Raw genomic sequence first — 22,884 nt, forward strand, 5'->3', positions numbered from 1 at the left:
GTGCCATCCACCGCGTCGCCTGCTTCGCGGGCATGCCCGCTCCCACAGAGTATGTGTTGTGCTCAGGAATGCGCTTGAGCGCGGCGGCGGTAGGCCAGCAACAGGAACACGAACCACAACGGCATCACGCACAATGCCAGGCGGGTATCCGGCTGCAGTGCCAGCAACACCAGCACAAAGCCGAGAAAGCCCAGGGTCGTGACCGCCACCGGCACCCCGCCCGGCAACTTGAACACCGAAGCATTGTGCGCAGCCGGGTTGCGTTTGCGATAGGCGAGGTACGCAGCAAGGATCATCGACCAGGTAAAGATCACCAGGATTGCCGACACGGTCGAAATCAGCGTGAACACCGTCATCACCTCCGGGATGATGAACAGCAGGCTCAACCCGATCAGCATGCACACGCCGGAAAACACCAGGCTGTACACCGGCACGCTCAGTGCCGAAAGCCTGGCGAACAGGGCCGGCGCGTTACGCCGCTCGGCCAGCCCGAACAGCATCCGGCAGCCCGAGTAGACACCGCTGTTGGCCGAAGAGGCAGCCGAGGTCAATACCACAAAGTTGATCATGCCGGCCGCCGCCGGAAAGCCGGCCAGCAGGAACAGTTCGACGAAGGGGCTGCGGTTGGCCGGCACCTCGGCCCACGACACCACGCTGATGATGCACACCAGCGCCAGGATGTAGAACAGCAGAATGCGCAAGGGGATGGTGTTGATGGCCTTGGGCAGCGAGCGATGAGGGTTCTTCGCTTCCGCTGCGGTGGTGCCGATCAGCTCGGTACCGGCAAAGGAAAACACGGCAATCTGGAACCCGGCAAAGAAACCGCTGATGCCATGGGGCAGCACCGCACCCGGCGCGACCACGTGCGACAGCGAGGCAACCACGCCATTGGGCGAGGTATAGGACGTGGCGATCATGACCGCTGCCGTGATGATCAACAGCACGATGGCGACGATCTTGATGATGCCGAACCAGAACTCTACCTCGCCAAAAATCCTCACCGCCAGCATGTTCAGCCCCAGCAGCACGAACAGGGTGAAGAACGCGGGTAGCCAGGCCGGTGCATCGGGGTACCAGTACTGGAAAAAACCGGCCACCACGACCACGTCCCCCACCACCGCCACGCTCCAGCTCAGCCAGTACGACCAGCTCAGCACAAAGCCGGCGCGCGAGCCCAGGTAATGGGCAACGATATCGGCGAACGACTTGAAGCGCAGGTCGGACAACAGCAACTCGCCCATGGCGCGCATGACGAAGAACACGAAGAACCCGAGGATGGCGTAGACCAACAGGATCGAGGTGCCGGACAGCGCGATCACCTTGCCCGAGCCCATGAACAGGCCGGTGCCAATGGCGCCCCCTATGGAAATCAGCTGGATGTGGCGGTTTTCCAGCGTGCGTTGCAGGTGCCCGTCACGGTCGGGCGTTACCGGTTTGCTTTGCTCAAGGCTTGCGGGCATGTCTTGCATGGCGACCTCTTGTTATTGTTGGCCTGTCACATGTCGCGGTGCCGTGGCGACGCCCATTACTGGCTTCGTCACGGCTTCTCAGGCGGGTTAGCGCGCGCTTTCAAAACCTTGCAAGGTGTTCACTGCGTTGATGCCGATTTCGTCGACCATGTAACCGCCCTCCATCACGAACAGGGTCGGGATACCGGCACTGGCGATCTCGGCGCCCATGCGCAGGAAGTCGTCGCTGGTAAGCTTGAAGTGGCTGATCGGGTCATCCTCGAAGGTGTCGACCCCCAGCGACACAACCAGAAACTGCGGCTTGTGCGCGACAATGCGCTTGAGTGCATCCTGCAAAGCCGGCTGGTACTGGGCCCAGCGGGTGCCCTTGCCCATCGGGTAGTTGGCGTTGAAACCTTCGCCAGCGCCTGCGCCTTGTTCATGGGCGTAGCCGGAAAAATACGGGTAGGACACGTGCGGGTCGCCATGCAGGGAGGCAAAGAACACATCGGGGCGATCGTAGAAGATGTTCTGTGTGCCGTTACCGTGGTGGAAGTCCACATCCAGCACAGCCACGCGCCTGGCGCCCTGGCTCAGGCAGCGCTCGGCGGCGATGGCGGCGTTGTTCAGGTAGCAATAGCCGCCCATGTATTCCCGGGCCGCATGGTGCCCCGGTGGGCGGCACAGGGCGAAGGCACTGTCGGCACCGTCGATGATGCGCTGCATGCCGGTCAAGGCAACATCGGCGCTGCTGCGCACCGCCTCCCAGGTGCCGGCGGTGATCGGGGCCCCCGCGTCCATGGCATAAAAGCCCAGCTTGCCGTCGATGAAGCCGGGCTCACGGTCGATGGCCAGGTCGCGCACTGGCCACACCAGCGGCAGCGCATCGTGGGTTTTGCCGGTGGCGGCCCATTCCGACCAGGCGTTTTCCAGGAAGCTTACGTAGCGCTCGCTGTGCGCCGCCACGTAGCAGGCCCGGTCGAAGGCCTGTTCGGCAATGACATCGCCAAGGCCCGTGCTGCGCACCCGGGCCAGTACGGTGTCGGCACGCTGGGGGTTTTCGAACGATGGCGTAATGGCGCCGTCCTTGAGTTCCGAGCCATGGTGCAAGCGGTGATTGTTGCTAAAAACTGTCAGCACACGAATGTCCTTTTTCAAGGGTTACCGGATAACCAATTTTCGCGCCTGAACCGTGAAAATGCTTTGCTTTATGCTCAGCCAAACCGGATGCTTGAGGAAATTAATCACAGAATTGGCCGGCAATGAGCAAAGCCTTTGCTATCGAACATTTGGACGACACCGACCGCGAGCTACTGCGCCTTTTGCAGGAGGACGGCACCCTGTCGAGCGCTGCGCTGGGCGAGCGTTTGTCGATGACCGTGACGCCCTGCTGGCGCAGGCGCAAACGGCTGGAAGAGCTGGGCATCATCAAGGATTACCAGGCCAACCTCGACCGCAGGAAGCTGGGCTACGACGTGATGGCGTTTGCCCAGGTGCGCTTTGGCAACCATTCGGCCAACGCACCGGATGAGTTCGAGCAGGTGATATTGAAACTGCCGCAGGTGCTGTCCTGCCACAAGGTAACCGGCGAGGCTGACTATGTGCTGACGGTGTTGGCAAATGACCTGGAGAGTTATGGGCGATTCGTGGAAGAGGTGTTGCGCCGTCAGCCAGGCATTGCCTCGATCCAGTCAAGCCTGGCGCTGCGCGAAGTGAAGGCGGTTTCCCGTATCCCCGTGCCCTGAAACCCACCGCGCTGCGCTTTTGGTTGTTGTAGGAGCAGCCTTGTGCTGCTCCTGCAGGGTGATGCGGTAGCCTGATTGATGGTGCAAGACAGTTGATCCCATAAAAAATCAAAAGCGGAGCGCACATGATCTGGGTTCGGCCTACTCCGGCAAGCTGTAGCGCTCGGCAAAGTACTGCCGGAAAAAGTCCACCGCCACCCGCACCTTGGCCGAGCTGGCCAGCGGCGAGGTGTATACCGCCCAGATATCCGCCGGCTGGTGATAGGCCTCCAGCACCTGCACCAGGCGCCCGTCCTGCAGGCTGTCATGCACATCCCACCATGAACGCAGCAGTATCCCTCGGCCATCCAGGCACCACTGGTGCGCCACTTCACCATGGTTGGTCGACAGGCCGCCCGTCACACGTACGCTTTCTTCACCCATCGGCCCCATCAGTTGCCACACACCAAACGGGTGGTCACGTTCCTTGATCACCAGGCAGTCGTGGCTGCCCAGGTCGCCCAGCACCTTGGGCGAACCCCGCCGCGCCAGGTAAGCCGGCGCAGCACAGAGCACCCGGCGGTTACGCGCCAGCGGCTTGGCGATCAGGTTGGGGGCAATGGCGTTGCCCACGCGGATGTCCAGGTCGACACCTTCGGCGATCAGGTCCACCAGGCGATCGTGCACATCCAGGCGAATGTCCAGCCGCGGGTAGCGCTCGGCCAGCTCCGACAAAGCCGGCGCCACGAAGCGCCGCCCCAGCCCCAGGCTGCTGGCGATGCGCAACTGCCCGGCCGGCTCGCGGTGCTGGGCGCTGATGTCATCACCCATGCGCTGTACGGCATCGAATATCTGCAAAGCCCACTGATACACCCGCTCGCCTTCCTCACTCACCGTCACCCGCCGCGTGGTGCGGTGCAACAAGCGCACTTCCAGTGTTTGCTCGAGCATGCGGATGCGTTTGCTGATATACGCCGCCGACATGCCCAGCTCATCGGCCACGGCCGCAAAGCTGGCGCGCTTGGCCACTTGCAGGAAGATGTTGAGGTCGTCGAGGTTGGGCAGATTATTCACGTATCGTGTTCCAAGAATCCATGATTGGCGAGATTATCTCCGGCTCAAGCCCTTATAGCATGACCAGCACCTGTTCCCTAGACAACGAGTGCACCCCATGAGCAAGACGTTCAGAATCGCGGCAATCCCAGGCGACGGCATCGGCAACGAAGTACTGCCTGAAGGTATTCGGGTCGTCGAGGCCGCCGCGCGCAAGCACGGCCTGGACATCAGCTTCGAGTTCTTCGAGTGGGCCAGCTGCGACTACTACCTGGCCCACGGCAAGATGATGCCGGATGACTGGTTCGAACAGCTCAAAGGTTTCGACGCCCTGTACTTTGGTGCCGTGGGCTGGCCAGATAAAGTGCCGGACCACATCTCGCTGTGGGGTTCGCTGCTCAAGTTCCGCCGCGACTTCGACCAGTACGTGAACATTCGCCCGGTGCGCCTGTTCCCCGGCGTACCCTGCCCGCTGGCGGGTCGTGAACCCGGCGATATCGACTTCGTGGTTATCCGCGAAAACACCGAAGGCGAGTACTCGTCGCTGGGCGGGCGCATGTTCGAAGGCACCGAAAACGAGTTTGTGCTGCAGGAATCGGTGTTCACCCGCCGTGGCGTCGACCGCATTCTCAAGTACGCCTTCGAGGTGGCCCAGACCCGCGAGCGCAAGCACGTCACCTCGGCCACCAAGTCCAACGGCATGGCCGTGAGCATGCCGTACTGGGACGAGCGCACCGCAGCGATGGCAGCCAATTATCCGGAAATCAGCTGGGACAAGCAGCACATTGATATCCTCTGCGCCCGCTTTGTACTGCAACCGGACCGCTTCGACGTGGTCGTGGCCTCGAACCTGTTCGGCGATATCCTGTCCGACCTGGGCCCGGCGTGCGCCGGCACCATCGGCATCGCGCCTTCGGCCAACCTGAACCCCGAACGCAAATTCCCGTCGCTGTTCGAGCCGGTGCACGGCTCGGCGCCAGACATCTACGGCAAGAACATCGCCAACCCGATCGCGATGATCTGGTCCGGTGCACTGATGCTCGACTTCCTCGGCAACGAAGGCGCCGACCCACGCTACCGCGCCGCCCACGACGACATCCTCAAAGCCATCGAGCAGGTCATCGCCGCCGGTGACGTGACCCGCGACATGGGTGGCCAGCAGTCTACCCAGCAGGTGGGCCAGGCCATCACCGCGCTGATCGAAGCCTGATAACACCCGGGCCGATTGTCAGAAGTGTCTGACAATCGGCCCTTTGCCTCTTGCGAGCGACGTGGATTGTATGCAAAATCTGTTAACCATTAGATATTGGTTAACCAGTAGTTAACGCCCAAGGAAGGAGTGGTACCGCAACACCCCGGATGCCTGCCGGGTATAACAAGTACGCCAACGTCCAGGAGACGATGATGTCGCACAAGAATAAAAAGATTGATGTGTTCCTGATTACCGTGAGCCTGATCGCCGTATTGCTCACCGTGATCGGCCTTGCAGCCTTCCCCGCCCAGGCTGAAAGCGCCGCCAACCAGTTGTTCGAGCTGTCCACCCGCACCTTCGGTACCAGCGTGCAGGTGCTGGTGTTTGGCAGTACCCTGGCCGTGCTGTACCTGGCCTTCAGCAAGTACGGCAACATCCGCCTGGGCAGTGGCAAGCCTGAATATGCCACCGCCACCTGGGTGTTCATGTTCATCTGTGCCGGCATGGGTTCGTCGACCCTCTACTGGGGCGTAATGGAATGGGCCTACTATTACCAGACCCCGGGCCTGAACATCGCTGCTGCCACCCCCAAGGCACTGGAGTACAGCGTGGGCTACTCGTTCTTCCACTGGGGCATCAGCGCCTGGTCGATCTACGCCCTGACATCACTGGCCATGGCCTACCACTTCCATGTACGCAAGAAGAGCGGCCTGAACCTGGCTTCGGTTATCGAAGCGGTGACGGGCTTCAAGGCCACCGGGCCGGTAGGCCGGAGCGTCGACCTGATCTTCCTGCTGACCATGATGGGCGCACTGACTGTGTCGCTGGCCCTCACCGCCTCGACCCTGACCCGCGGCCTGCATGACCTGACCGGCACCCCGGATACCTTCACCGTGCAATTGATGGTGATCGGTGGCGTCGCAGTGATGTTCTCGCTCAGCTCTTACATCGGTATCGATGGTGGCCTGCAGCGCCTGAGCAAGATGGTGTGCATCGGCGCGCTGGTGTTTGCCGCTGTCGTCCTGCTGGTGGGCCCGACCCAGTTCACCCTCAACAACACCGCCAACTCGATTGGCCTGATGATCCAGAACTACGTGCACATGAGCCTGTTCACCGACCCGGCGGGCGACGGCGCCTTCACCCGCAACTGGACAGTATTCTACTGGCTGTGGTGGGTGTCGTACGCCCCGGGTGTGGCCATGTTCGTCACCCGCGTTTCGCGCGGTCGGCAGATCAAGGACGTGGTCCTGGCCCTGCTGCTGGGGGGCAGTTTCGGTTGCTGGTTCTTCTTCGGCGCGCTGGAAAGCTACAGCATGCACCAGTTCATCACTGGCGCCGTGGATGTACCGAAAATGCTCGCCGAACAAGGCGGCGAATCGGCCGTGACGCACCTGCTGCTGGCCTTGCCGTGGGGCCAGGTGTTCCTCGGTGTGTACCTGTTCATCATGGCCATCTTCTGTGCCTCGCACATGGATGCCGCGGCCTATGCGGTGGCTGCCACCAGCACCCGCAACCTGCGTGAAGGTGACGACCCGACACCCACCCACCGCCTGTTCTGGTGCGTGGTGCTGACCCTGGTGCCACTGGCCATGCTGTTCGCCAAGGCCTCGCTGTCGACCATGAAGACCGCCGTGGTGCTCACTGCAATCCCGTTCATGGTGATTCTGCTGGTGAAGATCTATGGCTTTTTCAAGTGGATGATCGCCGACTACGGCCAGGTACCGGCCCACGTCATCGAGGAAGAGGCAGCACGGATGGCCGGTGAAGCCCCTGCCGAACACGCCCCGCGCAGTGCAGCTGCGGTGCACTGATTAACCCTGTAAGAGCGAGCTTGCCCGCGATGGGCTGCCTAGCAGCCCCCTTGCTGTCTGCAATTTTTTTTGCCTGACCTGTTAACCGGCAGGTACGCGTTAACCAACAACTATAAACCGAGCTTGTGAGAAACCTGTCATGAACGACTTCAAACGCCTGCCCGCCGATTTCTGTGCGAACGCCGACGAGGCCTTCACCATCCCGGCCAATTTCTACACCAAGGCCGCTGTGTTCGAACACGAGAAAGAAGCCATCTTCGCCCGCAGCTGGATCTGCGTGGGCCACCGCAGCGAAGTGGCAGACAACAATGCCTACATCACCCGCGAAGTGATCGGCGAAAGCATCATCGTCGTACGCGGCCGTGACAGCGTGCTGCGTGCGTTCTACAACGTCTGCCCGCACCGTGGCCACCAGCTGCTCAGCGGTAGCGGCAAGGCCAAAAACGTCATCACCTGCCCGTACCACGCCTGGACCTTCAAGCTCGACGGCGAACTGGCCCACGCCCGCAATTGCGACAACGTGGTCAACTTCGACAAAGAGAACTCCACCCTGGTGCAGCTGCGCGTCGAGGAATACGCCGGCTTCATCTTCATCAACATGGACATGGAGGCCGGCTCCGTCGAAGACCAGCTGCCAGGCATGCAAGCACGCATGCGTGAAGCCTGCGCGGTCATCGACGACCTGCACCTGGCGGCGCGCTTCGTCAGTGACACCCCGGCCAACTGGAAGTCGATCGTCGACAACTACCTGGAATGCTACCACTGCGCCCCGGCGCATCCAGGCTTCTCCGACTCGGTCGACGTCGGCCAGTACAGCCACACCATGCACGGTAACTGGACCCTGCAATATGGCCTGGCCAAGCCTTCGGAGCAGTCGTTCAAGTTCGACGAAAGCGTGAAAGACCCGTCGTTCGCCGGCTTCTGGGCCTGGCCGTGCACCATGTTCAACGTGCCGCCAGGGGCCAACTTCATGACCGTGATCTATGAGTTCCCGGTCGATGCCGAAACCACCCTGCAGCACTACGACATCTACTTCCTGAACAAGGACATCACCGAAGAGCAGCAGAAGTTGATCGACTGGTACCGCGAAGTGTTCCGCCCAGAAGACCTGCGCCTGGTCGAAAGCGTGCAGAAGGGCCTGAAGTCGCGTGGCTACCGTGGCCAGGGCCGCATCATGGCCGACCGCGAGCGCAGTGGCATGAGCGAACACGGCATTGCCCACTTCCACAACCTGATCGCCGTGGCCCACCTCGACGATTGATGGCAACCGCTCCACGTTTATTGGCACGTAAAGGTGCGCGGCAGGGCCTGCCGCGCACCCAGGCAGTCGAGGTGAACCATGGCCAACACTTATGAAATGTTCAGCGTGCGCGTGACCGACGTGGAACACGCCACACCGCTGATCAAGCGCTTTACCCTGGCCCGCGAAGACGGCGCGGCGATGCCCGCCTTCACCGGCGGCAGCCACGTCATCGTGCAGATGCAAGGCGCTGACGGCAACCAGTTCAGTAACGCCTACTCGTTGATGAGCGACCCGCGTGACACCCGCAGCTACCAGATCGGCGTGCGCCTGGAAGAACAGTCCAAGGGGGGCTCGGCGTTCATGCACCAACAGGTGGAAGTCGGCACCCGCCTGACCATCTCCTCGCCCAACAACCTCTTCGCCCTGGACCCTTCGGCCGGCCGGCACGTGCTGATTGCCGGCGGCATCGGCATTACCCCGTTCCTGGCGCAACTGCATGAGCTGGAAGGCGGCAGCGCCGACTACGAGCTGCACTATGCTTTCCGCGCGCCAGAGCACGGCGCGTTCCAGGACCAGTTGGCCAACGGCCCGCACGCTGCACGCACCCAGTTCTACATCGACAGCCTCGACCGCAAGCTTGACCTGGCCGCCCTGTGCGCGGGGCTGGACGAGCAAGCGCACCTGTACGTGTGCGGACCAAAACCGCTGATCGATGCGGTCATCGCCTGCGCCGCCAAGGCCGGCATTGCCGAGCAGCGCGTGCATTGGGAACAGTTTGCCGCCACCCCGGTCACCGGCAGTGCCTTTACCGTGGTGCTGGCGCAATCGGGCGTGGAACTGCAGGTGGAAGAAGGCATGACCATTCTGCAAGCCATCGAGAAGTCCAAGGCTGCCAAGGTCGAGTGCCTGTGCCGCGAAGGTGTGTGCGGTACGTGCGAGACGGCCATCCTCGAGGGTGAAGCCGAGCATTACGACCAGTACCTGAGCGATGAAGAGAAAGCGGCGCAGCAGAGCATCATGCTGTGCGTTTCCCGCGCCCGTACGGCGCGGCTGGTGCTGGACCTTTAACAACCGCCCGGCTGATGTTGCCTGTGCCGGCGATGAGGCCAGTGCAGGCAGCACAAGGTTCTCCCCAAAAGAGGCAGCGTGAGGACCCGTCAACCAAAAGTTGACAGCTTGGGTATACTGGCAGGCTCTTGGCCCAGATCAGGACACCCTGCCGATGTTGGAAAACAGCTTCGCCTTCCGCCTCAAGGAACTGCTCGAGCATCACAAGCTGACCCTGCAAGCCGTGGGCACGGCCTTGGGCATCTCGCGCACCGCCGTGCACAAGTGGACCCGCGGCGGCGAGATCGACTACGACAACCTGCGCAAGCTGGCCGACTTTCTCAAGGTCAACTGGATCTGGTTGCGCTATGGCGACGAAGCACTGCAGAACATCCAGCAACCGCAGGTGGTCGAGCTGCCGATGACGGATGTGCGTCGGCGCCTGACCGCCGAGATCATGGAAAGCGAAACGCGCATGAAGCTCGCCCAGGAAGGCGCACGCATCGTCACCTGGGAATGGAACCTGATCAGCGACGAAGTCACCTACTCGCCCAACGTCGAGCAGGTCTATGGCTGGCCGGTGCGGCACAACGAAGACTTCTGGAAGCACCTGCCCGACGAAGACGTGCAGCGCATGCAGCTGATGTACGCCGACGCGGTGGCAGACGGCGGTGGCTGTGAATGTGACTTCCGCATTGCCCGCCCGGACGGTGAAGTGCGCTGGATTTCTTCCCGCGCCACGGTGGTACGCGACAGCGCCGGGCGGTCGGTGAAGATGGTCGGCATCAGCATGGACAACACCGAACGCCAAGTGGCCCAGCAGGCGCTAAGCCAGAGCGAGGAACGCTTCCGGGCAATCTTCGAGCTGGCCTGGGGCGCCCTGGCCTACATCGACCCGGACGGCACCTGGCAGCGGGTCAACAACAGCCTGTGCGAGTTGCTGGGCTACCGCGCCGAAGAGCTTTACGGCATGACCTTCCAGCAGATCACCCACGCTGACGATCTGGCGCAGAACCTGCAGTTGCTGCAACGCATGCTGGCCGGTGAAACCGAGCGTTACGAAGTGGAAAAACGCGTGCGCCGCAAGAATGGCGAGTACATCTGGGTACGCGCCCGCACCTCACTGCAGCGCCGGGACAGCGGCGAACCGGAACACCTGATCAGCGTGTTCGAAGACATCAGCGCCGAGCGCCAGGAGCATGAGCGGCTACAGGCGCACATCGCCGCGCTGGAGGCCCGCCTGGCCGCTTCGTGAACTACCCCAAATTTCAAAACTGACGCGATTCCTGCGGGAGCGGGCATGCCCGCTCCCACAGGGACCGCAAAAACTTCTAGATTTTCAGCTGATCGCCGCGCAACCAGTCGATAAACCGTGCAAACAACTCGGACTGCGAGTTGATCTCCAGCTTCAGGTACAGGTTCTTGCGGTGCATGCGCACCGTCTCCGGTGAGATGCCCAGCGCCAGCGCGGTCGACTTCACCGAGTGCCCGCGCAAGATCATGTGTGCCACCTCCCGCTCACGGTCGGTCAGCATCTGGCAACCAAAGCTGTCGAACGCTGCCTGCAGGCTGCCGTGTTCGGCCGATGCTGCGCCGGGCTCCAGGTTATGCCGGGCATAACGCCCCAACAGTTCCCGCACCATCGGCTCCAGCGCCCGCAGCAAGTCGACCTGCCCGGCACTCAGAGGCGTGCCGCTGCAACCCTGGAACAGGCTCAGCGACAGCTTGCGCCCAGCGCTGAGATCGACGATGTAGTAGCTGTCTTCGCTGCAACCGGTGCCCAGGTAATAGGCCTTGTAATAGTCGCTGTCGAAGAAGTTGTCCGGGGCGATTTCCTGCAGGTGGTAAAAGCCTTCGGCCAGGCCGCTTTGCACGGCGAGGCAGAACGGGTCGAGCAAGTAGCCGGCACTGAAATAACGCTCCAGCACCGCAGCGCGGTGCAGCTCGGGAATGCCCTGCTGGTAGAGCAGCTGCGGCGCGCGCCCCTGGCACTCAAGGCTGATCATCATCGATTCCACCTGCACCAGCTGGCCAATGGCAGCGGCCACATACTCCAACGCCTCGGGCGTTTCGCTATTGGCCAAAGCACGCTGCAGCGCCGCATGCCATTGCTGCAGCGCGCCCATTGTCAGGGTAAGCGGGGTGTCGGGAGTGGCCTGGGTCATGCCCGGCAGTCTAGCCTGCCGGGTACGCCCGCGCACAGCCCTTTGCGCCAGGTTCATCGGCCTTGGTACAGGCCAAGCGCCGTGAGTTCACGCCCGGTTTCGAGGATGCACTGGCGCAAGGTTTCGACAATCTCGTCCACCTGCGCATGAGTGATGATCAGCGGTGGCGACATCACGTTCAGGTGCATGATCGGACGCACCAGCAAGCCGCGGGCCTGGGCCTTGCTGTGGATGCGCTCGCCGATGTTTACCTCATCCGCGAACAGCGCCTTGCTGGCTTTGTCGGCGACAAACTCGACGCAGGCCATCAGCTTCATGCAACGCACATCACCCACCAGCGGCAACTCGCGCAGGCTTTGCAGGCGCTGCTCCAAGTAGCCACCCACGTCCTTGACGTGATCGAGCAGTTGTTCGCGCTCGATAATCTCGATGTTCTTCAGCGCCGCCGTGCAGCACACCGGGTGACCGCTGTAGGTGAAGCCATGGGTGAAGCAGCGGCCCTTGCCCGGCTCGGCAATCACTTCCCAGATACGCTCGGAGAAGATACACGCGCCCAGCGGCAGATAGGCCGAGGTCAGGCCCTTGGCGGTGGTGATGATGTCGGGGGTGACGCCAAACAGTTCTTCACTGGCGAAGAAGGTGCCCAGGCGCCCGAACGAGGTCACCACCTCGTCGGCGACGAACAGGATGTCGTAGGTCTGGCACAGTTGCCACATGCGCTGGAAGTAGCCCTTGGGCGGGATGATCACCCCGCCCGAGCCCATGATCGGTTCGGCAAAGAACGCGGCCACGTTGTCGGCGCCCAGCGACAGGATCTTGTCCTCGAACTCGGCCACCAGGAAGTCGAGGAACTCGGCCTCGTCCATGTCGTGCGGGGCGCGGTACGGGTTGGGGTTGGAGACGTGGTGGATCAGGTCGTGGTGATAGTCGAACTCCGGCACCCGGTCGGCGGCCTTGTTGCCAATCGACATGGTCAGGGTAGTAGAGCCGTGGTAGGCGTTGTAGCGGGCGATGATGTGCTTCTTGTGTGGCTTGCCGCGGCAGTTCTGGTAGTACTGGATCAGCCGGTAGGCGGTGTCGACAGCAGTCGAGCCGCCGGTGGTGAGGAACACGTGGTTCAGGTCGCCCGGTGCCAGCTGCGCAAGCTTCTGGCACAGCTCGATGGCCACAGCGTTGGCCATGTCGGAGAACGGGTTCGAATACGCCAGCTGACGCACCTGGTCGGCGATGGCCAGGGCCATTTCCTCGCGACCCAGGCCGATGTTGGTGCACCACATGCCGCCGACGGCATCGAGGAAACGGTTGCCGTGGCTGTCACGAATGTAGGCGCCCTCGCCCGCGACGATGTTCAGCGCGCCTTGCTCGCGGTGCTCGTCGAACACATGGTAGCCGTGCATGTAGTGGGCCTTGTCGGCTTCCACCAGCGGGTCGTGGGCGATAGCGAATGCTTTGCTTGGGGTGGCCATGGGCAGCTCCTTGGCGGGAAACGTTAGGCAGTGTTCAGAAACCGGTCTTGACCGTGCTCCAGACCCGGGTGATGGCGCGCATGTCCTTGGGGCTCTGGGTTTTCTGCGCGAACAGGCGCTCACGGGTTTGTGCGTCGGGGTAGATGGCCGGGTCCTGGCGGATATCGTCACGCACCAGCGCGGTGGCGGCGGCGTTGCTGTTGGCGTAGTGGATGTAGTCAGTGACCTTGGCCATGGTCTGCGGCTGCAGCAGGAACTCGATGAAGCGGTGGGCGTTGGCCGCGTGCGGCGCATCCTTGGGGATGTACAGGTTGTCGAACCAGATCAGTGAACCTTCCTGGGGGATGAAGAACGACAGCTTGATGTCCTTCTTCGCCTCCACCGCACGGGCCTGGGCGGTGGCGTAGTCACCGGACCAGGTCAGCGCCAGGCAGACATCGCCGTTGGGCAGGCTGGTGAGGTAGTTGACCGAGTCGAACTTGCGAATGTAGGGGCGGATGCCCAGCAGCAGTTGTTCGGCTGCCTTGAGGTCGGCGGCCGACGCGCTGCGCGGGTCCTTGCCCAGGTACTGCAGGGCCAGCGGGATGACCTCGGTGGGCGCGTCCATCAAGGTCACGCCGCAGTCAGCGAAGCGCGAGACGATCTTGGGGTCGAACAGCATGGCCAGCGAACCGATCGGCGCATCGGGCATGCGCGCGGTGATCTTGTCGACGTTGTAAGTGACCCCCGAGCTGCCCCAGGTGTAGGGCGCCGAGTACTTCAGGCCAGGGTCGTAACCCTGCAGGTTGTTGACCACCTGCTGATCGAGGTTTTGCCAGCTGGGCAGTTGCTGCTTGTCCAGTGCCTGGAACACGCCGGCGCTGATCATCGGGGGGACCAGCGAGGCGTTGAGCATGACCAGGTCGTAGCCGGAGCGGCCGGTCAGCAGTTTGGTCTGTACCGTTTCGTAGCCGTCGAAGGTGTCGTAGATGACCTTGATGCCGGTGGCCTTCTCGAAGTCGGCCAGGGTGGTTTCGCCGATGTAGTCGGTCCAGTTGTACAGCCGTAGCGTGTTGGCGCTGTCTACATCTGTCGCCTGGGCCAGACTGGCACCAGACGCCAGCAGCAGACCACCAATCACCTTCAGTACCTTGCGCATGGCAACTCCATCGTGTGAGTGCTCCGGATCGAGCCGATGGGTTCACTATCGAGGGATTTGCCGAGGGGCAACATACCCCGAATGTGTGGGTGGTCGTTTTTGAGCAGGTAAGTCTTGTAGCAAGGCAACTGGCCTCATCGCCGGCAAGCCAGCTCCCACAGGGAAACCACGAGGCCTCAGGACTGTGGTTTCCCTGTGGGAGCTGGCTTGCCGGCGATGAGGCCAGTGCAGGCGATCACATCAGTGGGTACAACGCCTCATCGAACTGGGCCAGGCGTGGGAACACCAATGGCTGGTCGTCCGAGAGCTGCTCCAGGCGCTGCCGGTATTGCTGCAAAAAGTCCTGGCGCGCCTCATCGCTGATATACGGCACATGCCAGGCCACGAATGGCGGCAGCACTTCAAGCCCCACATAAGCCAGCGTGCCCCGCAGTATCGGCCGCAGCATGTCTTCCAGCGGCCCATGAATCGCCCCTTCGCCAAACATGTGCTCGCGCCCGCCCAGGGTCACGGTCACCAGCGCCTTCTTGCCCGCCAACCCGCCCTGGTCGTAGAAACGCTTGCCGCCATAGCACACCCCCGACACCAGCACCCGGTCGATCCAGCCCTTGAGCATGGCAGGTGCCGAGAACCAGAAGATCGGGAAGTTCAGCACCAGCAAGTCGGCCCACAACAACTTGTCCAGCTCCTGCTGGATATCCTTGGCAATAGCGCCGCGCTTGACCCCCTGGCGCTGCTCCAGGGCATACACCAGATAATCAGGGTTCTCACGCTGGGTGAAATCATCGGCGCTGGCCACCGGGTTCCAGCCCATGGCGTACAGGTCGCTGACCTGCACCTGGTGGCCCTGGGCGCGGAAGGTTTCCACGGCCTGGTCGCGCAGGGCAGCGGTGAACGATTGCGGCTCGGGGTGAGCGTGGACGATCAGTACATTCACAAACATTCTCCTTACACAAAACAGGTTGTCTTGCAGCGGTGGCTCAGCACTGTACGGCTTTCACCTCGACGAACTCCGCCAGGCCCTCTTCGCCCCACTCGCGGCCGTTGCCCGACTGCTTGTAGCCACCAAACGGCGCCCGGTAGTTGAACCCGCCCCCGTTGATGAAGCACTGCCCGGCCCGAATCTGCCGCGCCAGCGCCAGGCCGTGCTCGCGGCTGCCCGCCCACACCGCGCTGGACAGGCCGAACGGCGAGTCATTGGCCAGCGCCAGCGCCTGGGCCTCGTCGGCGTAGGGGATCAGGCACAGCACCGGGCCGAAGATTTCTTCCTGGGCAATGCGCATGCGGTTGTCGACGTCGGCGAACAACGTGGGCGCCACGTAGAACCCGCGCTCGAAGCCGCCGTGATCACCACCGCACAACAAGCGCGCGCCCTCCTCCTGGCCCTGGAGAATGTAGTCGAGCACCGTGCGCCGCTGGCCTGCCGAACACATCGGCCCGAGAAAACTGGCCGGGTCACGCGGGTCGCCCATGACCAGTGCGCGGGTTTCGGCCTCGGCGATTTCCAGCGCCTCGGCGTAGCGGCTGGCCGGCAGCAGCATACGGGTCAGTGCCGTGCAGGTCTGCCCCGAGTTGATCATCACGTCCTGCACGCCATGGCGCACCGCAGCGTGCAGGTCGGCATCGGCGGTAATCAGAAACGGTGATTTGCCACCCAGCTCCAGGCACACCCGCTTCACCGTCGGCGCGGCCGCTTGTGCCACCCGGACACCGGCATCGGTTGAACCGGTGAACGACACCATGTCCACCTGCGGGTGCCGGGCCAGGGCCTCACCCACCTTTGCCCCCGGGCCGCTGACCAGGTTGAACACCCCGGCCGGCAGGCCGATGGCGTCGATCATTTCGGCCAGTAAAAACGCGTGCAACGGCGTTTCCTGGCTGGGCTTGACCACCACCGTGCAGCCGGCGGCCAAGGCCGGCGCCAGCTTGCCGATCATCTGGTGCAGCGGGTAATTCCATGGGTTGATGAAAGCGCACACGCCAACGGCCTCGCGGTACACCATCGAATTGCCGACTTCGCGCACCTCATCCATCAACCCGGCCAGTTCGGCGTACTGCGCAAGCCCCACAATCGGGCCTTCGACCTGCACCGCCTGGCACCACTGCACCGGCATGCCCAGTTCGTCGGTAATGGCCCCGGCCATTTCCGCCGCGTGGCTTTTCAGCTGCGCCACCAACGCCTGGATGTACCCTGCACGCACACTGGACGGCGTGCGCGACCAGCCAGCGAAAGCCCGCCGCGCCGCCATCACAGCCCGCTCGACATCCGCCTCGCCACCCAGTGGTACCCGGCCAATGGCCTGCTCGGTGGCCGGGTCGATCACCTCAGCCATACCCTGCCCACTCGGCACCTGCCAGGCGCCGTCGATGTACAGCCGCGCATACTCACGCATGGCCGTACTCCCGTTTCAGCTCGTCGGCACAGCGGGCGATGCGCTGGCAGGCATCGACCAGCGCCGCATCGCCCAGCACCAGGCCCAGGCGGATATGCCCGGCAGCACTGGGGCCGAACGCTTCGCCGGCGAGTACCGACACGCCCTGGCGGTCCAGCAGGCGGTCGGCAAAGGCCTGGGCACTTACGCCGGTCTCACGGATATCAACCATCACGAACATGCCACCATCGGGCTTCAGTGCCTTCAGGCCCGGGCAGCCGGCCAGCTGTTCGCACACCAGGTCACGGCGCTGGCGGTAGGCCTCGCGCATGGCGGCCAGCTCGGGCAACGGCTGCTCCAGCGCCACCACAGCGGCGTCCTGAATGAAATCGGGCGAGCCATACAACATGCACAGGGCGAGGTTTTCCAGGTGGGCGGCCAGCTCGGCCGAACCCACTACCCAGCCCACCCGCCAGCCGGTCATGGCATGGGACTTCGACAGGCTGTTGAGGGTGGCGGTGCGTTCGGCCATGCCCGGCAGGCTGGCAGGGCTGACATGCTCGCCCTCGTACAGCAATTCGCTGTACACCTCGTCAGAGATCAGCCACAGGTCGTGGGCGATGCACAGTTCGGCCAGTGCTTCCCAGGTAGTACGGGGCAGGCTTGCCCCCGACGGGTTGTGCGGGCTGTTCAAGGCCAGCGCGCGGGTGCGCGGGGTGATGCGCTCGGCCACGTCTTGCGGGCATACCCGAAAGCCGTTTTCCGGCTTGACCGGCACCGGCACCACCTTGGCACCACAGGCACCGAACACCGCCTCATAGGTCACATACATCGGTTCGGCGACAAGCACCTCGTCGCCTGGGTCCAGTACGCACTGGGCCACGCAGTACAGCGCGCACTGGGCCCCTGCCAGCACCGTCACCTGGTCGGCGTCGACGGCCTGGCCGCTACGCTGCTGGTGGCGCCTGGCAATGGCCTGGCGCAGGGCCAGCTTGCCGCGTACATCGGCGTAATGGGTGTGACCCGCCTGCAGGCTGTCGATGGCCGCCTCGACAATCGGCGCGGGGGTGTCGAAGTCCGGGTCACCCACCGACAGCAGCAGGATGTCCTTGCCTTCGGCCTGCAGCGCCAGGGCGCGGTAGTGGATGTCCCAGGCCGCAGCCCCGTCGCCGGCGATGCGTTGGGTGAGCTTGGCGTAGCGCATGGTAATCTCCCTTCTTTGGCGGTTTCAGTCGACGAGGATCTTCGGGTTGGAACTGCCCCACACGGTGTACAGGTCGGCCAGCAGCGCGCCGTTGATTTCTTCCATCTCGGCCTGGGTGATTTCGCCCCCGGCCTGCTTGCCGAACAGCACCACTTCGTTGCCGCCCTTCACGTCCGGGAAGTCGGTGACATCGACCATCAGCGTGTTCATCGACACCTTGCCCACCACCGGTATGCGGTGGCCGTTGATCAGCACATGGCCCTTGTTGGTGAACACCCGGCGATAGCCATCGGAATAACCGACGGTGATGTTGGCCAGGCGCGAATCACGGGCCAGGGTGAAGGTGCGGTCGTAGCCGACGGTGTTGCCGGCCGGGTAACTGTGCACCGCCGCCACGTGCGACTTGAACTGCATGGCGCGTTGGTACTCGGTGCGCGCCGGCACGGTGTCACCGAACAGCGCGCCGCCGGTGCGTACCATGTCCAGGCGCGCCTCCGGCACCTCCAGGGTAGCGAACGAGTTGGCGGCGTGCAGGGTGAGCTTGCTGCGGTCGAGCTTCGCGTGCTTGATCAACCAATCGGTCTGCTCGTTGAAGGCCGCCAGGCCCTTGCGGACATCGTCCTTGTCTTCGACGGCGAAGTGGGTCATCAGCGCAACCAGCTCGAGGTGCTTCTGATCGGTGATCTGCAGCGCTTCGCCACGGCCGGACCAGGTCGCCATCTCCACACCGTTGCGGCTCATGCCACTGGAGTTGAGCGCCATATGTATGCGCAGGGTCTTGCCGTGGCGTGCGGCGATGGCATCGACCTGGCGGGCAAATTCGGCGCTGCCGACCAGCTCTTCCATGTCGTACTGCAAGGCATCTTCCAGCTCGCTGAGGCTGGCCAGGCGTACCCGCACCAGTTGCCCGGTGAAGCCACTGGCGCGGACCACGCGGGCCTCCTCGTTGCTGGCCACCGCCACGCAGGGCACGCCCTGGGCAATGATAGACGGCATCACCAGGCCGATACCGTGGCCATAGGCGTCGGCCTTGAGCACGGCGCACAGCCTGGACTTGCCAGCCAGCTCGGCCTGCAGGGTGCGGATGTTGTGTTGCAGGGCGCTGGCGCTGACTTCGACCCAGGCGTTGCTGTTCTGCACGGTCAGGGCGTTGGTGCCATTGTCCATCGACAGCGGAGGTGCGGCATACAGGGGGGCTTGACCGGTGATCAGCAGGGCCAGGGATGCGGCCAGCAGGGTGCGGCGAAATGGCATGTCGGTTTCTCTTGTTCTTGTCGTTGTGCGCGTCTTAACAGACGCAGGTGTGTTTGAGTTCGATGAAAGTAACGCCGGGGGTGGCGAAACCACTGGCCAGGTCGGCCTGCAGCGTGTCCAGATCACGTGGCTGGCGCACCGCGCAACCAAAGGCACGGGCCAGGCCGATGAAGTCCGGGTTACGTGGCAGCACGCCGACCGGCTCGATGTTCAGGCCGAGCATGTCATCGCGGATCTGGCCGAGGGCGTCGTTGTTCCACAGCAGCACCACCAAAGGCCGGTCGAGCTCCTCCACGGCAGTGGCGAGCTCCTGGGCGGTATAAAGAAAACCACCGTCGCCCACCAGCACCAGGCCCGGGCGGTGGCCGGTGGCAAGCATGCCGCCGATGCCGGCCGGCAGGCCGTAGCCAAGGGTGCCGTAGCCAGTGGGGTGCAGCCAGCTGCGCGGCGCCCGGCTGGCGAAAGCGTAGTTGCCGGTGTAGGCCAGTTGGGTCATGTCGCTGCTGATGAACGCCTCATCGGGCAGCACGGCGGCGATGCGGTCCAGAATGGCCTGATGCGTGGCCTGCAACGGTGCATGCCCGGTGCGGATGGCCTGGCGCAACTGGCTGACCGCTTCGCTGGCCTGAGCCGGGTCCCGGTCGAGTGCTGGCAGGTGTTCGAGCAAGCCGGCCAGGGTTTGCCGGGCATCTCCCGGCAAGGCAATGGCACAGGGGTAGAAGTCGTTGAACTTGCGTGGGTCGATGTCCACCCGCAGCAGCTCGCCAGTGATTGGCAGGCGCTCGCGCCAGAAGTCGGTGTCGGCCATTTCGGTGCCCACTGCCAGCACCACATCGGCTTGGCTGATCAACTGCCAACCAGGCTCCACGCACAGGCTGGAACCCGCATTCAATGGCGCCTGCGGCGGCAGCAGGCCCTTGCCGGCCACGCTGGTGAATACTGGTGCGGCCAGCCGGGTGCTCAACTGCGCCAGCTGTTCAGCCGCGTGCAGCGCACCGCCACCGGCGATGATCATTGGCCGCTTGGCCGCTGCCAGCTTCAGGGCAGCCTGGTCGAGGGTTTCGCGGCACGGCTGGCCACGCTCGGGGCGGTGTGCCACCTCATCGCTCCAGTCACGGCTGACGGGTGCGGCCAGCACGTCCAGCGGCACCGAAATGTGCACCGGGCGCGGCCGTTCACTGTCGAAGACGGCCCAGGCACGGGCAATCAGCTCGGGCAGGTCGTCGCCACGCAACGCCACCGCCGAAAATGCGGTGATCGGCGCGGTCATGGCACGTTGGTCCTGGGTTTCGTGCAGGCAGCCCCAGCCCTTGCCCAGGCTGGCGGTATGGTTGACGCTGGAAATCACCAGCATCGGAATGGAATCGGCATAGGCCTGGCCGATGGCGGTGGCGGCGTTGGTCACCCCCGGGCCGGTGATGACAAAGCACACGCCCGGCTTTCCGCTCACCCGCGCATAGCCGTCTGCCATGAAACCGGCGCCCTGCTCGTGGCGGGTAAGCACATGGCGGATACCGCTGCCCGGCAGGCCGCGGTACAACTCCAGGGTGTGCACACCCGGGATACCGAACACGGTCTGCACGCCATAGTTGGCCAACAGGCGCACCAGCGCCTGGCCGGCAGTCAGGGTAAGGTCATTCATGTCGTTCTCCTTGCGCCTGGCCGAGGCGGATCAGCGCGTCGACCGCGAGGGTGCCGTGGGCACCGACCATCAGTGGGTTCACATCCAGTTCCAGCAGTTGCCCGGCGTTTTCGCAGGCATAGTCGGCTACCGCGCGGATGGCTGCGACCAAGGCGTCCAGGTCGGCGGCCGGCCGGCCACGGAAACCTTGCAGCAGGCTGGCGCTGTGCAGGCTCAGCAACGCGGCGCGGATGGCGCTGTCGGTAGTGGGCAGCAACAGGCTGACACTGTCCTTGAGCAGTTCGACCAGCACGCCACCGGCGCCGATTACCAACGCCAGGGCAAAGTCGTGTTCACGTTTGATGCCCACTATCAGCTCGGCCAGTGGCGGCGCGGCCATGGGTTCGAGCAGTATCTGGTCGAACGCTACCTGTGGGGCATAGGCAGCGATACGCTGGCGCATCTGTACCAGTGCAGCCTCCAGGGCAGCGGCATCGCGCAGGTTAAGTGCCACCGCACCGGCTTCGGTCTTGTGCGGCAGTTGTGCGCTGACCGCCTTCAGTACCAGCGGGTAACCTACGCGGGCGGCATCCACCACAGCGCGCTCGGGCGTACTCAGCACACCTGCCGGCACCGGCAAACCGAAGGCGCGCAGGGCTTGCTTGGCTTGCCATTCGTCCAGCAAACGGCCTTCGCCCGTGACGGCTTGTGGGCACAGCGGTACCCGCCCAGCCTCGCCTTGCCCCAGCAACCGTTGACGGTTGCGTTGGTAAGCGACGATGCGGCCCCAGGCCGCCAGGCCGTCTTCCACACCCTGCAGGGCGGCGATGCCTCGGGCATGCAGGCGCTCACGCGCACTGGCAGGCAGCAGCTCCGGAAAGGCGGAGGTGACAAAACCGATCTTGCCGTGACGCTCCAGCGCGTCGCAGTAAAGCGCCAGCAGCAAGTCGCACTCCTTGCGCTCGCCAGTGAAGGCCGCCGGGTAGTCCAGCACCAGCATGGCGGCATCGGCCGCCCCGCTCAGGGTGCTGTCGAGCATACGTTGCAGGGCAGCTTCATCGCCCCAGATGGCAGTGGTGAAATCCAGTGGGTTGACCAGGTTGGCATAGGCCGGCAGCACTTCGGCCAGTGCTGTCACTTGGCCTTGTTCAAGCTTTGGCAGGTGCAGATGGTTGCGTTCGGCATAATCGGCAATCAGGCCCGCATCGCCGCCTGAACAGGCCAGCGCGATCAGTTCGCCCTCTGCCGGCAAGCGCCCGCAAGCGGCGGCCTTGAGCGTTTCGACAAAGCTCACCGGGCCGCTGACGCGGATCACGCCCAGGCGCTGGAACAGGCTGTCGTACAGAGCATCGGAGCCGGACAACGAGCTGGTGTGGCTGAGCGCCAATTCAGCGCCGATCTGCGACACACCCGTCTTCAGGGCAATGATCGGCGTGCCCTGCTGCAATGCCTTGTAAGCGGCGCGTGCAAAACCCGGCACGTTCTTCACGCCTTCCAGGTGCAGCCCGATGGCCGTTACCCGTGGGTCGTCGAGCAAGACGTCCATCAACTCGGCCACCCCCAGTTGCGCCTGGTTGCCGACCGAGGCCATGTAGGCCACCGGCAGCGAGCGGTCGCTCATGGACAGGTTGTAGGCGAAGTTGCCGCTCTGGGTGAGGATCGCCACGCCCTTCTCCACCGGCTTGCCGCCGTGGGCCACCGGCCACAGCGCGGCACCGTGCAGGTAATCGAGCAGGCCATAGCAGTTGGGGCCGAGCAGGGCCATGTTGCCGGCCGCAGCGAGCAGGCGCTGCTGCAACTGGCGGCCCTCTTCGCCGCTTTCGGCAAAGCCGGAGGCATAGCAGATGGCACCACCGGCGCCACGCGCGGCCAGCTCGGCAACGCACTGCAAGGTCAGCTCACGGTTGGTGGCGATGAACACTGCGTCCGGGGCATAGGGCAAGTCGGCCACGTGTGCCACGCAGGGGATGCCTTCGAGGCTTTCATGCTGAGGGTTGATCAGCCACAGCTCGCCGCCAAAGCCACCTTCGGCGCAGCGCTTGAGCGCCCGCGCCATGCTGCGCCCGCCAACGAAGGCCAGGTGCCGGGGCGCCAGCAGGCGCTTGAGGTTGTCACGAATCGATTGCGACATGGGGTCTTCTCCTGG

Annotated in this window: 18 protein-coding genes; 6 read left to right on the top strand and 12 right to left on the bottom strand. The window is 63.6% G+C overall.

The genetic code is table 11. The features are described from left to right. Nucleotides 1-62: 62 nt before the first annotated feature. Nucleotides 63-1,469, bottom strand: coding sequence for an amino acid permease (locus tag CKW35_RS06170; RefSeq protein ID WP_023047753.1), 1,407 nt, complete (start codon nucleotides 1,467-1,469; stop codon nucleotides 63-65). An 87-nt stretch (nucleotides 1,470-1,556) separates the two neighbouring features. After that, nucleotides 1,557-2,588 (bottom strand): histone deacetylase family protein, encoded by a 1,032-nt coding sequence (locus CKW35_RS06175; protein ID WP_023047754.1) that lies wholly within the window; start codon nucleotides 2,586-2,588, stop codon nucleotides 1,557-1,559. Nucleotides 2,589-2,710: 122 nt separating this feature from the next. Between CKW35_RS06175 and CKW35_RS06180 the strand changes: the two genes are divergently transcribed. Continuing rightward, complete coding sequence (locus CKW35_RS06180) at nucleotides 2,711-3,193, top strand: Lrp/AsnC family transcriptional regulator (RefSeq protein ID WP_016487553.1); 483 nt, start codon at nucleotides 2,711-2,713, stop codon at nucleotides 3,191-3,193. Nucleotides 3,194-3,334: 141 nt separating this feature from the next. Here the strand turns inward: CKW35_RS06180 and CKW35_RS06185 are convergent, their stop codons facing one another. Continuing rightward, nucleotides 3,335-4,246, bottom strand: coding sequence for a LysR substrate-binding domain-containing protein (locus CKW35_RS06185; protein ID WP_016487554.1), 912 nt, complete (start codon nucleotides 4,244-4,246; stop codon nucleotides 3,335-3,337). Nucleotides 4,247-4,343: 97 nt separating this feature from the next. Here CKW35_RS06185 and CKW35_RS06190 point away from each other — a divergent pair, with 97 nt between their 5' ends. From CKW35_RS06190 to CKW35_RS06210, 5 genes are all read left to right on the top strand, one after another. Then, nucleotides 4,344-5,435, top strand: a complete 1,092-nt coding sequence (locus CKW35_RS06190; protein WP_016487555.1) for a tartrate dehydrogenase — start codon at nucleotides 4,344-4,346, stop codon at nucleotides 5,433-5,435. A gap of 194 nt (nucleotides 5,436-5,629) precedes the next feature. Continuing rightward, nucleotides 5,630-7,228: a BCCT family transporter gene (locus CKW35_RS06195; protein WP_095115702.1), complete on the top strand. Its 1,599-nt coding sequence runs from the start codon at nucleotides 5,630-5,632 to the stop codon at nucleotides 7,226-7,228. A 139-nt stretch (nucleotides 7,229-7,367) separates the two neighbouring features. Further along, nucleotides 7,368-8,489, top strand: a complete 1,122-nt coding sequence (locus CKW35_RS06200; RefSeq protein ID WP_016487557.1) for an aromatic ring-hydroxylating dioxygenase subunit alpha — start codon at nucleotides 7,368-7,370, stop codon at nucleotides 8,487-8,489. Between the two features lie 78 nt (nucleotides 8,490-8,567). Next, the gene (locus tag CKW35_RS06205; protein WP_016487558.1) at nucleotides 8,568-9,539 is read left to right on the top strand and encodes a PDR/VanB family oxidoreductase; all 972 of its coding nucleotides are present in this window, start codon (nucleotides 8,568-8,570) and stop codon (nucleotides 9,537-9,539) included. 154 nt (nucleotides 9,540-9,693) lie between these two features. Further along, nucleotides 9,694-10,773 carry a helix-turn-helix transcriptional regulator gene (locus CKW35_RS06210; RefSeq protein ID WP_016487559.1) on the top strand — a complete coding sequence of 360 codons (1,080 nt, stop codon included), beginning with the start codon at nucleotides 9,694-9,696 and terminating at the stop codon, nucleotides 10,771-10,773. A 76-nt stretch (nucleotides 10,774-10,849) separates the two neighbouring features. On the opposite strand, the gene CKW35_RS06215 is transcribed toward CKW35_RS06210, so the two are convergent. From CKW35_RS06215 to CKW35_RS06255, 9 genes are all read right to left on the bottom strand, one after another. After that, a complete protein-coding gene (locus CKW35_RS06215; RefSeq protein ID WP_256583372.1) occupies nucleotides 10,850-11,683 on the bottom strand; it encodes a helix-turn-helix transcriptional regulator in 834 nt (277 codons plus the stop codon). A gap of 53 nt (nucleotides 11,684-11,736) precedes the next feature. Then, complete coding sequence (locus CKW35_RS06220) at nucleotides 11,737-13,149, bottom strand: aminotransferase (protein WP_016487561.1); 1,413 nt, start codon at nucleotides 13,147-13,149, stop codon at nucleotides 11,737-11,739. Nucleotides 13,150-13,183: 34 nt separating this feature from the next. Continuing rightward, a complete protein-coding gene (locus tag CKW35_RS06225; RefSeq protein WP_095115441.1) occupies nucleotides 13,184-14,287 on the bottom strand; it encodes a polyamine ABC transporter substrate-binding protein in 1,104 nt (367 codons plus the stop codon). Nucleotides 14,288-14,522: 235 nt separating this feature from the next. After that, nucleotides 14,523-15,224 carry an NAD(P)H-dependent oxidoreductase gene (locus tag CKW35_RS06230; RefSeq protein WP_095115704.1) on the bottom strand — a complete coding sequence of 234 codons (702 nt, stop codon included), beginning with the start codon at nucleotides 15,222-15,224 and terminating at the stop codon, nucleotides 14,523-14,525. Between the two features lie 43 nt (nucleotides 15,225-15,267). Next, on the bottom strand, nucleotides 15,268-16,680 hold the full coding sequence (locus tag CKW35_RS06235; RefSeq protein WP_095115444.1) for an aldehyde dehydrogenase family protein: 1,413 nt from the start codon (nucleotides 16,678-16,680) through the stop codon (nucleotides 15,268-15,270). Beyond that, nucleotides 16,673-17,863, bottom strand: coding sequence for a pyridoxal phosphate-dependent aminotransferase (locus tag CKW35_RS06240; RefSeq protein ID WP_095115448.1), 1,191 nt, complete (start codon nucleotides 17,861-17,863; stop codon nucleotides 16,673-16,675). Before CKW35_RS06240 ends, CKW35_RS06235 begins: the two co-directional genes overlap by 8 nt. Before the next feature lie 24 nt (nucleotides 17,864-17,887). Continuing rightward, on the bottom strand, nucleotides 17,888-19,117 hold the full coding sequence (alr, locus tag CKW35_RS06245) for an alanine racemase (RefSeq protein ID WP_060517362.1): 1,230 nt from the start codon (nucleotides 19,115-19,117) through the stop codon (nucleotides 17,888-17,890). A gap of 34 nt (nucleotides 19,118-19,151) precedes the next feature. Further along, complete coding sequence (locus CKW35_RS06250; RefSeq protein ID WP_095115450.1) at nucleotides 19,152-20,759, bottom strand: 5-guanidino-2-oxopentanoate decarboxylase; 1,608 nt, start codon at nucleotides 20,757-20,759, stop codon at nucleotides 19,152-19,154. After that, complete coding sequence (locus CKW35_RS06255; protein ID WP_095115453.1) at nucleotides 20,752-22,869, bottom strand: acetate--CoA ligase family protein; 2,118 nt, start codon at nucleotides 22,867-22,869, stop codon at nucleotides 20,752-20,754. Before CKW35_RS06255 ends, CKW35_RS06250 begins: the two co-directional genes overlap by 8 nt. Nucleotides 22,870-22,884 lie beyond the last annotated feature (15 nt).

This window comes from Pseudomonas sp. Irchel 3F3 (genome assembly GCF_900187545.1).
GTDB lineage: Bacteria > Pseudomonadota > Gammaproteobacteria > Pseudomonadales > Pseudomonadaceae > Aquipseudomonas > Aquipseudomonas fortuita.

Excerpts from the sequence above, each read along its gene's own strand:
- CKW35_RS06170 (WP_023047753.1), bottom strand. The coding sequence starts at position 1,469 with ATGCAAGACATGCCCGCAAGCCTTGAGCAAAGCAAACCGGTAACGCCC.
- CKW35_RS06180 (WP_016487553.1), top strand. The coding sequence starts at position 2,711 with ATGAGCAAAGCCTTTGCTATCGAACATTTGGACGACACCGACCGCGAG.
- CKW35_RS06190 (WP_016487555.1), top strand. The coding sequence starts at position 4,344 with ATGAGCAAGACGTTCAGAATCGCGGCAATCCCAGGCGACGGCATCGGC.
- CKW35_RS06195 (WP_095115702.1), top strand. The coding sequence starts at position 5,630 with ATGTCGCACAAGAATAAAAAGATTGATGTGTTCCTGATTACCGTGAGC.
- CKW35_RS06200 (WP_016487557.1), top strand. The coding sequence starts at position 7,368 with ATGAACGACTTCAAACGCCTGCCCGCCGATTTCTGTGCGAACGCCGAC.
- CKW35_RS06205 (WP_016487558.1), top strand. The coding sequence starts at position 8,568 with ATGGCCAACACTTATGAAATGTTCAGCGTGCGCGTGACCGACGTGGAA.
- CKW35_RS06210 (WP_016487559.1), top strand. The coding sequence starts at position 9,694 with ATGTTGGAAAACAGCTTCGCCTTCCGCCTCAAGGAACTGCTCGAGCAT.
- CKW35_RS06215 (WP_256583372.1), bottom strand. The coding sequence starts at position 11,683 with ATGACCCAGGCCACTCCCGACACCCCGCTTACCCTGACAATGGGCGCG.
- CKW35_RS06220 (WP_016487561.1), bottom strand. The coding sequence starts at position 13,149 with ATGGCCACCCCAAGCAAAGCATTCGCTATCGCCCACGACCCGCTGGTG.
- CKW35_RS06225 (WP_095115441.1), bottom strand. The coding sequence starts at position 14,287 with ATGCGCAAGGTACTGAAGGTGATTGGTGGTCTGCTGCTGGCGTCTGGT.
- CKW35_RS06235 (WP_095115444.1), bottom strand. The coding sequence starts at position 16,680 with ATGCGTGAGTATGCGCGGCTGTACATCGACGGCGCCTGGCAGGTGCCG.
- CKW35_RS06240 (WP_095115448.1), bottom strand. The coding sequence starts at position 17,863 with ATGCGCTACGCCAAGCTCACCCAACGCATCGCCGGCGACGGGGCTGCG.
- alr (WP_060517362.1), bottom strand. The coding sequence starts at position 19,117 with ATGCCATTTCGCCGCACCCTGCTGGCCGCATCCCTGGCCCTGCTGATC.
- CKW35_RS06250 (WP_095115450.1), bottom strand. The coding sequence starts at position 20,759 with ATGAATGACCTTACCCTGACTGCCGGCCAGGCGCTGGTGCGCCTGTTG.
- CKW35_RS06255 (WP_095115453.1), bottom strand. The coding sequence starts at position 22,869 with ATGTCGCAATCGATTCGTGACAACCTCAAGCGCCTGCTGGCGCCCCGG.